Source organism: Nitrosomonas sp. JL21, from assembly GCF_009833095.1.
GTDB lineage: Bacteria > Pseudomonadota > Gammaproteobacteria > Burkholderiales > Nitrosomonadaceae > Nitrosomonas.
Window position 1 is genome coordinate 24,788 of sequence record NZ_QRCB01000055.1, and the last position, 8,057, is coordinate 32,844.

Genomic DNA, 8,057 nt, shown 5'->3' on the forward strand with positions numbered 1-8,057 from the left:
ATTAAAGCACACCTTCCGCCATGCCCAAAGATTATTCCCGCTCGCTTCGCGTTGCCGATCAAATACAACGTGAACTGGCTGACTTGATACAAAATGAAATCAAGGATCCTCGAATCAAGCAAATCACGCTGACTGCGGTTGAAGTGACGCGCGACTATAGCCACGCCAAAGTTTTTTTCACGACACTAGCGAACAAGGAAGACGTTTTCCTGATCGAAAATGGGCTCGAGCACGCCAAAGGTTTCCTGCGCTCCAACTTATCGCATCGAATGAAACTGAGGATTACGCCGGAACTGCATTTTGTATATGACGAATCCGTTGAGCGTGGCGCGCGGTTGTCAAAATTGATCGACAATGCCGTAGCTCAGGATACCGCTCTTCACCGCACGGATCCGGATAGTTCAGCATAATCGGGTTCACACAGAACTTTCCACGCCTCTCAATCTCAGTCCAGCCCCAATTCTCATCCATGCACCGTAAGATCAATGGCGTTCTCTTGCTCGATAAACCCTTAGGGTTCTCGTCGAACCAAGCAGTGCAAAGGGTCAAGCGGATTTTATCGGCAGCGAAATGTGGTCATACCGGCACATTGGATCCCATGGCCACTGGCTTGCTTCCATTGTGTCTCGGCGAAGCGACCAAGTTTTCATCGACATTGCTAACGGCCAACAAAACCTATGAAACAACGCTAAAACTCGGTTATCTGAGCACAACCGGGGACGCGGAAGGCGAAATCCGACCGCTCCTGACCCAGATTGCTCGCCCTACTCTGGCGCATTGTGAAGATGTGCTCAGCAAATTCATCGGGCATATTCAGCAAATACCGCCGATGTACAGCGCCCTGAAATATCAAGGAAAACCGTTATATGCCTATGCCCGGAAAGGAACGGAAATCGATCGTCCCGCTCGCACTGTCCATATCCACGAAATTCGAGTCGATGCATTGCATGCTGACGAACTCAAACTCAGTATTCGCTGCGGCACTGGCACGTATATTCGCACACTCGCCGAGGACATTGGCAAAGCGCTGGGTTGCGGCAGCGCTTATTTACTTGAATTACGGCGCACCGCCATCGATAACTTCGATATTTCGCATGCACAGACATTAGCGAGTCTCAATGAAACAGCAATCGATCAGCTCGATCGCTTGGTATTGCCCATTGATTGCCTGTTGCAGAAATATCCGGCAATCACATTGGATGATATGAATGCACAACATCTCATACAAGGTCGGATTATCCAACCTCTCTTATCTGATACTCTGGCGGCCTCGGAGCATAACACGGTACGGCTATACTCTCATCGCCAGCATTTGTTGGGATTAGGAGAAATTATGCCAGATCGAAAAATCGTGGCTAAACGCTTATTGGCAAATTCTGAATTATTCGGGACAGCAATATGAAATATCTGCAATGGCTGAAGATTACGGGTTGCGAAACATGAAATACACCGCCCCGATCATACATAACGCAGCCCATACATAATCGAACTTCTTTCAGATACAGCAGCGCAAAAGGTGCGAAGACCATAAGCGTAATGACTTCCTGCACTATTTTCAATTGCGCGACAGACATAACAGTAAAACCAATGATGAGCAGTAATAAATCGTATAACCAATTTCACGCATCGTTAACAGTCATCATCTGTACTTGACTGAAAGAATCGCTCATCAAATTCCCAATTCCGTCCAGATTGAGTCGACTCTTTTTTTCGTTGCTTCATCCATCACGATCGGAATGCCCCATTCACGGTTGGTTTCCCCGGGAAATTTATGGGTTGCATCCAATCCCATTTTTCCTCCCAAGCCTGAAATTGGGCTGGCGAAATCCAAATAATCGATCGGCGTATTTTCGATCAACAAGGTGTCTCTTACTGGGTCGACCCGGGTGGTGATTGCCCAGATCACTTCTTTCCAGTCCCGGACATTGATATCATCATCGGTTACGATGATGAATTTGGTATACATGAATTGGCGCAAAAAACTCCAGATACCGAACATCACCCGCTTGCTGTGCCCTGCGTACTGCTTCTTCATGCTCACCACCGCCATGCGGTACGAACAACCCTCCGGCGGCAAATAGCAATCGATGATCTCCGGAAATTGTTTTTGCAGCAGCGGTATGAATACCTCGTTCAGCGCCACGCCCAAAATAGCCGGCTCATCCGGCGGCTTACCGGTATAGGTGGAATGGTAAATCGGATTGCGACGCATGGTTATGCGGTCTATCGTAAATACCGGGAAAGTTTCCTGTTCATTGTAATAACCGGTATGATCGCCATACGGCCCTTCCAGTGCTGTTTCATCAGGATATATCGCCCCTTCCAGCACGATTTCGGCGCTCGCCGGAACTTGAAGCTCATTGCCGATGCATTTCACCACTTCCGTTTTCGAGCCACGCAGCAATCCGGCAAATTGATATTCACTCAATGTATCAGGTACTGGGGTTACCGCCCCGAGAATAGTCGCGGGATCCGCCCCTAATGCCACGGCCAGCGGATAAGGCTTGCCCGGATTGAGCAAGCCAAATTCACGAAAATCCAAGGCTCCTCCTCGATGCGCCAACCAGCGCATGATGACCTTATTCGAGCCAATGACTTGCTGGCGATAAATGCCCAGGTTCTGCCGAGTTTTGTGCGGGCCCTTAGTGACTGTCAATCCCCACGTGATCAGCGGCGCGATATCTCCTGGCCAGCAGGTTTGGATCGGAAGTCGACTCAGATCGACGGCATTGCCTTCGAGCACGATATCCTGACAAGGTGCGTTGCTCAATTCTTTGGGAGCCATGTTCATGACTTGTTTCAACAGCGGCAACTTATCCCACGCATCCTTCAGTCCCTTCGGCGGATCAGGTTCCTTCAGGTAAGCCAATAATTTTCCGACCTCACGCAACGCCCCGACGGATTCCTGCCCCATACCCAGCGCCACGCGCTGAGGAGTACCGAACAAATTACCCAGTACCGGTATCTGATGACCTTTGGGATTCTCGAATAAAATCGCTGGCCCCTGTGCTTTCAGGACTCGATCGCAAACTTCCGTCATTTCCAGTGCAGGATCAATTTCGGTCTTAAGGCGTTTCAATTCACCGAGCGCTTCCAGTTGCGCGATGAAATCCCGTAAATCCTTGTATTTCATTATCACAATCCTTATGTCGTGGCGCTTTAAGCTCAGTGGACGAGAAAATCAAGTGCTATGCCAATGAATATCGTCATTCCCACCCAATTATTATGAAGGAATGCTTTGAAGCATAATGCCCGCTCGCGGTTTCGAATCAACGTATATTGATAGGCGATCAAACCGCTGGCGACCGCCAGACCGGCATAGTAAATTGCACCCATATTCTGCGCGAAACCGATCAGCGACATAGTGGCAATGAACATACTGTGGCACAGCATTACGCCCAGTACATCAAAACGCCCTAACGTGATCGCAGATGTCTTGATGCCGATTTTCAGATCATCCGGTTTGTCGACAATGGCATACGCCGTATCATAGGCAATGACCCAGAATAAATTGGCCAGCATCAGAATCCAACTGAGGGGCGGCAAACTATTGGTCTGCGCCGCAAAGGCCATGGGTATGCCAAAACTGAACGCTATTCCGAGATAAGCCTGCGGCATCGCGAAAAACCGTTTCGTGAACGGATAAGTTGCAGCCAAGAACAATGCCGGCACCGACAGTAGAATAGTAAATTGATTCAAAGGCAGAATCAGCAAGAACGCACACAAACTCAAACCGGCCGCCAACAGTACGGCTTCTTTCGATCCCACTTTACCTATGGCCATTGGACGATTCTTGGTGCGCTCGACATGGGGGTCAATGTTACGATCGGCAAAATCATTGATCACGCACCCTGCCGACCGCATCAATATCGTGCCCAGCACGAAAATGACTAAAATATGCAAATCCGGCACGCCCTGAGCAGCAAACCACAATCCCCACAACATGGGCCATAACAACAGCAAAATCCCTATCGGCTTATCCAGCCGCATCAATTGTGCGTATGCGTTCAGTCGGTCAGCTATATTCATGGGTGTAAATCAAGAATGCTCGGCAAAAATACTTCGGTGACCAGAATGGATTGTCCATTTAACGAAAACAATGATCGTCGCGCCCACAAACTCAAGGGCTTAACGTGTAATTGGGCACACGCTCGGTCATACAGAAAATGACCCGAGCTGATTTTTTTGAACACCAACGGTGTGCGTTTGATTTTACGATTGGTGAACAACAGAGTGCCCAGTGATTTATTACCCAATCGACTCAATCCTCGCCATGCGCCCTGGAGATTCTTTCGGGCGATCACTGAATGCGCAAAAACGACCGGCGTACTGCCGCAATATAAAAAAACTTCACGCACCATCGCTAATTCTCGCTGCCTCAATCCCATCACGCTCAGTTCATCGTCATAAACTTTGTTCAATGACTGAAACACCGGCTTCACACTGAAGTGCGCACAACGATCCTGAATACGCCGCGTCAATGATCCGCGATCCTGTAACCACATGCGTTGATGATAAGAAACGGATACTAATGCGGAATGCCATGCCAGCGAATGTGTTTCAGACATTGGGATAAAACGGATCAATGAAATTGTCGTATAGGAAGAAAAATACTGGCGTCCGGCAAATTAATGTAAGCATGGTTGGAACGGAATTATACATTAGCCTATAGCGAAGAATGCGATCAATTGAGAGCGCAAAAGCCGCTCAGTCAATCGAAAAATACGCATTTACAGGAAGCATTTCCCGATCTGGCATCATTTCACTTCAAAATGTCAAAAATTGATATTTTTACTATTTATCAGTAGCTTATATCATTTAAGTTTGACACCTGCAGCGATTTTCAGTATGTTTGTTTTTGCAGTAAAAAATACCATATTTTCTTATGGTTATGCCACAAACTCGTAAGGTATTGTTTAATTTCAAGGCTTATTTCGCATCTGAGTATGGAATGGCTTTGTATCTGGTATTGCAATTGAGGAGATGACAATGGAAAAAACAGTTTTCGCTTTGCTTATCGCTGGTGCTTTCTCCACGTCTGTGCATGCTGTCAGTGACACTTTCAACAGGCCTGCTCTTGGCTCAGACTGGATGATCCAATCTGGAAATTTCCATGGGAATGGCGCCACGGTAAGTGGTACTGACCAAGCGCTAATGACATTTGCACCGGGCAATCATGCCACATCGGTAAGCCTCGACATCTCATTTGATGGCATAGGCACCGAATATGGAGCCATCGTACTGGGCTATGCGGGAACTGACGAAAATGCCTTTATCAAAATCCAGAGCCAAAATGGTCACGGAGCACTGGAGAGCGCCGCATTCTATTATGGAAATAATGGTGACGGAAACTTCTTTTGTTTGCCCTCAGATTTCCATCAATTTTCCAGCGCACATATCACCGGTACGTTAGAAGGCTCGCGCGCGGCATTGACCATCGAAACCGGCGACATTAGTCAGACATTTACGTGGGATTATGGAGGTGTAACATTTGGAAGCGGCGTAGGAGTGGGTGTGTATGGCGCTGCTCAACTCGACAATTTCATTGCTTCATCAGTGCCTGAACTCGATATGAATGCCATGCTGCTGGCCGGCCTTGGGCTGGTTGGATGGATGGCGAACCGCAAAAACGTCTTATAATATACGGATCATGTTTTGTTCTGATTTTGATCGTGCTAATCTTTGTGAAGCTTCGAAATGAGTGATAATCAACAAGGCAGTAACCAGTTTTATCAGCATGCATTCGGGCAACATAATACGCATGTTATACCTGATTCCAATGCAACTTCAGCAACGAGTGCGAGCACAGTAGTTTTTCAGAATTTCCTTACTACTCAAATTTAGGATGTTTCTTTCTGGAATTATCTCACTTCAATAAATCCTGGGTCATCGTAATAAGAGCACTTGATAAAGCATGACCTAAGCATTCGAGGTTGAATAGGTAGCGCACTTCCTTCCTTAAGATGTGAAATAGGCTGCTGGTAATAATGTTTCTTTTAAGATTACAGTGGAAAACCCTATGCTCTTTTAAGATTGCAGTGGAAAACCCTATGCTAATCTTAAAAGTATATCGCTATTCATTTCATTTTCTGCGAATGCAGTTCAATGTGGAATTGTTCATAAAGAAAATATCATCGGTGAAGTAAAACGAACCAGTGAAGAAGCGAGGAAATCATAATGAGTTTCCGCATTACAAAATACCAACGATGAAAATAAATTCAGTATCTTAAAATAATTAACCATTAAAAAAATGATAACCCAGCACATGACAAATCGGCTTGTAATTTTTATCACGCTATCTCTGATCACCACAGTGGGTTTATTGAAAAGCCTTACTGTACTCGGTGGAGATCAATCGCTGTTTGTGGTGATTGCTCAGCTCTTGGATGCGGGGAAAATACTCTATAAAGACTTATTCGATTATAAACAGCCGGGCATTTTCATGTTTTATCTCGTGGCAGGTAAAATGATCGGATGGAGCGATATCGAGATCCATTTGTTCGAACTGGGCTATTGGTTATTATTTTCAGTGATCTTGATTTACTCGCTCAAAGACTATCATTTTTTCCGGGCGAATTACTTCCATGCTCTACTGCCGTTGTTTATTGTCGGGGTATATTATTGCAACGCCACGTTTTTTCATTTGACTCAGCTCGAAGCGCTGATCAATTTCCCACTCTTCCTCATCGTCTGGCTTTTGGACAGAGTCTACAAAACCGAACAGCATGTGTTCATCACTTATCTGGCTATCGGATTCCTCATCGGTATCGTCATCCTGAGTAAGTTGGTCTTTGCACCGATCATTTTTTCGTTTCTGGTGATTCATTTCATCTTCACGATTAAATATAAGAGTTTCATTCATATCATCAAAAAACAACTACCGCCGATGATCGTGGGATTTATGCTCCCCCTCTCGGTATTCATAGGTTATATTGTTCACTACCAGATCGAGCATCTCGTCGTCGATATTTTTTTAAGATACCGGCCAGCGTCATTGGACTCACCGATCAAATTGATCCCAGCAGGCTGTATTCGTCGGTTTCGTGGTTCGGGAAAAGAATGGCTCTGTTGGCGTTACTTGCCGCCATTGGCGTATTGATCACGCCGCGAAAAGAATTACATTTCTTCGGCATGATCATTTCCTGGGGTGTGGTGGGTTTATTCGTTATCCTCATGCAAAAAACGTCGTGGTGGTCGTACCATTTTCAATTGCTCTATGTTCCGATTGGCTTATTTGCAGCCCTGGGTTTGGATTTTGTGATTTATCATACCTTGCAGGCCATCAATTTCAGAACCCCTGCGGTCACAGGCTTCATTGTCATTTCGTTTGTCGCTATGGCTTTCAATAATCAATACGCTGCCCTCAAGCAGGGTATGTTATCCACTAATTACACTAAATTGGACAGCTTCGATTACGCCAGAGATGATGCGGCCAATATCATCCCGATGATAAAACCAGAAGACAGTATTTTTATTTGTGGCAACCCCCGGATGTATGTGCTGACCTCGCATTTGCCTGAATTAAGCACCAATGGCTGGATTTTAGAATACTACTTGGATTTTCAATGGGAAGATTTCTACACTGAATTCAGAAACAAACCGCCCACTTATTTATTCGTAAAGAATGATTACGATAGACTCATTGAATCGAAGAGTGAAAAACTCTGGCAGGTCATACTTACTGAGTATCGGGAAATTGATACGGTAGAAAATGGAAAATGGTATAAGAAATTATCGTCCTTGTAGGAAACATCTCTAAAAACCTTAGAAAATTTGGCGCTTATGCCTGTCTGATCATTGCGCACGAGTTTTTCTGATGATGGGTGGCATCACAGGTTTCAATCGATGCGTTTGGATCTGATTGGCGGAGAGCGTAGCTGCCAAACGTCCGTTCACAATGCTGGCGTCGGTAATGTCGGTTTCGATGTGCGTGGCTTTCTTGCCTGAAACAATACCTGGAGCGAGCGACAGCGTATAGTTCTTGGCGGCATTGGCCTGGTTCCAGACGCGGGCGATTATGCCGTTCTCGATGCCGTCTTCAGCGGGTTTGAGCGCCC

General features: G+C 46.1%; 9 protein-coding genes and 1 pseudogene. 5 read left to right on the forward strand and 5 right to left on the reverse strand.

Annotated elements, in window-relative coordinates; translation table 11 throughout:
• The first annotated feature begins 20 nt into the window (after positions 1-20).
• Positions 21-410, forward strand: coding sequence for a 30S ribosome-binding factor RbfA (gene rbfA / locus ABF87_RS13865; protein ID WP_160829712.1), 390 nt, complete (start codon positions 21-23; stop codon positions 408-410).
• A 59-nt stretch (positions 411-469) separates the two neighbouring features.
• Positions 470-1,402 carry a tRNA pseudouridine(55) synthase TruB gene (gene truB / locus ABF87_RS13870; RefSeq protein ID WP_160829713.1) on the forward strand — a complete coding sequence of 311 codons (933 nt, stop codon included), beginning with the start codon at positions 470-472 and terminating at the stop codon, positions 1,400-1,402.
• A gap of 21 nt (positions 1,403-1,423) precedes the next feature.
• Here the strand turns inward: truB and ABF87_RS13875 are convergent.
• The 4 genes and pseudogenes from ABF87_RS13875 to ABF87_RS13890 form a co-directional block, all read right to left on the reverse strand.
• Positions 1,424-1,589: pseudogene (locus tag ABF87_RS13875) on the reverse strand (DMT family protein); the annotation flags it as partial.
• Between the two features lie 80 nt (positions 1,590-1,669).
• Positions 1,670-3,133 (reverse strand): 4-hydroxy-3-polyprenylbenzoate decarboxylase, encoded by a 1,464-nt coding sequence (gene ubiD / locus ABF87_RS13880; protein WP_160829714.1) that lies wholly within the window; start codon positions 3,131-3,133, stop codon positions 1,670-1,672.
• A gap of 32 nt (positions 3,134-3,165) precedes the next feature.
• Positions 3,166-4,029 (reverse strand): 4-hydroxybenzoate octaprenyltransferase, encoded by an 864-nt coding sequence (gene ubiA, locus ABF87_RS13885; RefSeq protein WP_160829715.1) that lies wholly within the window; start codon positions 4,027-4,029, stop codon positions 3,166-3,168.
• Positions 4,026-4,568 carry a chorismate lyase gene (locus ABF87_RS13890; protein WP_160829716.1) on the reverse strand — a complete coding sequence of 181 codons (543 nt, stop codon included), beginning with the start codon at positions 4,566-4,568 and terminating at the stop codon, positions 4,026-4,028. Before ABF87_RS13890 ends, ubiA begins: the two co-directional genes overlap by 4 nt.
• 421 nt (positions 4,569-4,989) lie before the next feature.
• Here ABF87_RS13890 and ABF87_RS13895 point away from each other — a divergent pair, with 421 nt between their 5' ends.
• From ABF87_RS13895 to ABF87_RS13905, 3 genes are all read left to right on the forward strand, one after another.
• On the forward strand, positions 4,990-5,640 hold the full coding sequence (locus ABF87_RS13895; protein WP_160829717.1) for a hypothetical protein: 651 nt from the start codon (positions 4,990-4,992) through the stop codon (positions 5,638-5,640).
• A 625-nt stretch (positions 5,641-6,265) separates the two neighbouring features.
• Complete coding sequence (locus ABF87_RS13900) at positions 6,266-7,099, forward strand: hypothetical protein (protein ID WP_160829718.1); 834 nt, start codon at positions 6,266-6,268, stop codon at positions 7,097-7,099.
• Positions 7,060-7,746 carry a hypothetical protein gene (locus ABF87_RS13905; protein WP_160829719.1) on the forward strand — a complete coding sequence of 229 codons (687 nt, stop codon included), beginning with the start codon at positions 7,060-7,062 and terminating at the stop codon, positions 7,744-7,746. Before ABF87_RS13900 ends, ABF87_RS13905 begins: the two co-directional genes overlap by 40 nt.
• A 48-nt stretch (positions 7,747-7,794) precedes the next feature.
• Here the strand turns inward: ABF87_RS13905 and ABF87_RS13910 are convergent.
• A partial coding sequence (locus tag ABF87_RS13910) for a glycosyl hydrolase-related protein (RefSeq protein ID WP_160829720.1) occupies positions 7,795-8,057 on the reverse strand: 263 nt, incomplete at its 5' end.

What these genes read in the sequence shown, in the direction of transcription:
- ubiA (WP_160829715.1), bottom strand. Translation starts at nt 4,029, where the DNA reads ATGAATATAGCTGACCGACTGAACGCATACGCACAATTGATGCGGCTG.
- ubiD (WP_160829714.1), bottom strand. Translation starts at nt 3,133, where the DNA reads ATGAAATACAAGGATTTACGGGATTTCATCGCGCAACTGGAAGCGCTC.
- ABF87_RS13895 (WP_160829717.1), top strand. Translation starts at nt 4,990, where the DNA reads ATGGAAAAAACAGTTTTCGCTTTGCTTATCGCTGGTGCTTTCTCCACG.
- truB (WP_160829713.1), top strand. Translation starts at nt 470, where the DNA reads ATGCACCGTAAGATCAATGGCGTTCTCTTGCTCGATAAACCCTTAGGG.
- ABF87_RS13905 (WP_160829719.1), top strand. Translation starts at nt 7,060, where the DNA reads ATGGCTCTGTTGGCGTTACTTGCCGCCATTGGCGTATTGATCACGCCG.
- rbfA (WP_160829712.1), top strand. Translation starts at nt 21, where the DNA reads ATGCCCAAAGATTATTCCCGCTCGCTTCGCGTTGCCGATCAAATACAA.
- ABF87_RS13900 (WP_160829718.1), top strand. Translation starts at nt 6,266, where the DNA reads ATGACAAATCGGCTTGTAATTTTTATCACGCTATCTCTGATCACCACA.
- ABF87_RS13890 (WP_160829716.1), bottom strand. Translation starts at nt 4,568, where the DNA reads ATGTCTGAAACACATTCGCTGGCATGGCATTCCGCATTAGTATCCGTT.